At 69.4% G+C, this 1427-nt stretch carries 2 protein-coding genes; both read left to right on the top strand.

The genetic code is table 11. The annotated features are described in order from the left end of the window. The first annotated feature begins 49 nt into the window (after window positions 1-49). Window positions 50-817, top strand: coding sequence for an ABC transporter ATP-binding protein (locus ACYP33_RS23665; RefSeq protein WP_459624161.1), 768 nt, complete (start codon window positions 50-52; stop codon window positions 815-817). After that, window positions 814-1427, top strand: a 614-nt coding sequence (locus ACYP33_RS23660) for an ABC transporter ATP-binding protein (RefSeq protein WP_459624160.1), incomplete at its 3' end; no start/stop codon positions are given. The genes ACYP33_RS23665 and ACYP33_RS23660, both read left to right, overlap by 4 nt.

The raw sequence follows: 1427 nt of genomic DNA, 5'->3' as shown, positions 1-1427 counted from the left end.
AGCGCATCGTGGCCGCGCTGCGCGGCCGCAAGGATCAAGGGAGGCAAGCATGAGCGAGTCGATTCTCGAGGCGAGCGGCATCGTCAAGCGCTACGGCAAGTTCACCGCGCTGGGCGGCGTGGACCTGCGCATCGCGCCACGCACCGTGCATTCGGTGATCGGCCCGAACGGCGCCGGCAAGACCACGCTGTTCCATGTGCTGACCGGCACCGTGCCGATCAGCGCCGGGCGCATCCTGTTCGACGGCGCCGACGTCACGCGCGAGCCCGATCACCGCCGCGTGCGGCGCGGCATCGCGCGCTCGTTCCAGGTCACCAGCCTGTTCCCGAACCTGTCGGTGCGCGAGAACCTGCGCATCGCCGCGCAGGGCGTCGAGGCGCGTCGCGCCTTCAACGCCTGGACACCACCGCACGGCGCGCTCGCGCAGCGCGAGACGATCGACGCGGTGATCGAGCGGCTGGCGCTGCAACGCTTCGCCGGCAGCGCCGCCAGCGCGCTCTCGCACGGCCAGCAACGGCGGCTCGAGGTGGGCATGGCGCTGGCCGCGAAGCCGCGCGCGATCTTTCTCGACGAACCCACCTCCGGCATGGGCATCGACGACCTGGAAGACATGAAGACGCTGATCCGCGGCCTGCGCGACGACTACACGGTGGTGCTGATCGAGCACAACATGGGGATCGTGATGGACATCTCGGACACCATCACGGTGATGCAGCAGGGCCGCGTGCTGGTGGAAGGCAAGCCCGACGCGATTCGCGCCGACGAGCGCGTGCGCCGGGCCTATCTCGGCAACATGATCACGGGAGGCCGCGCATGATGCTCGAACTTGACGCGGTGCACGGTTATTACGGCAAGAGCCATGTGCTGCAGGGCGTGTCGATGACGATCGGCGAAGGCGAGACGGTCACCCTGCTGGGCCGCAACGGCGCCGGCAAGTCCACCACGCTGAAGGCGATCGCCGGCGTGGTGGCGCCGCGCGAGGGCCGCGTGAGCTTCGACGGCGCCGCGCTGGCCGGCCTCGCGCCGCACCGGATCGCCGCGCGCGGCGTGTGCTTCGTGCCGGAGCATCGCGGCATCTTCCGGCTGCTGACGGTCGAGGAGAACCTGCGGCTCGGCGCGCGGCGCGATTCGCCATGGCAACTGGAGGACATCTACCGGATCTTCCCGCGCCTGAAGGAGCGGCGGCGCAATGGCGGCGCGCAGCTTTCGGGCGGCGAGCAGCAGATGCTGGCGATCGGCCGCGCGCTGATGAACCGGCCGCGCCTGCTGATGCTCGACGAGCCGGTCGAAGGGCTGGCGCCGGTGATCGTCGAGGAGATCGTGGCCCAGCTCAAGCTGATCAAGGCGGCCGGCGTGGCCATCCTGCTGGTCGAGCAGAATCTGGAAGTCTGCACCCAACTGGCCGATCGCCATTACGTGATCGAACA

The organism is Burkholderia sp. 3C (genome assembly GCF_054589155.1).
This window is presented reverse-complemented; position numbering and strand designations above follow the sequence as displayed.

Coding starts and splice junctions, on each gene's coding strand:
- ACYP33_RS23665 (WP_459624161.1), top strand. CDS start 50: ATGAGCGAGTCGATTCTCGAGGCGAGCGGCATCGTCAAGCGCTACGGC.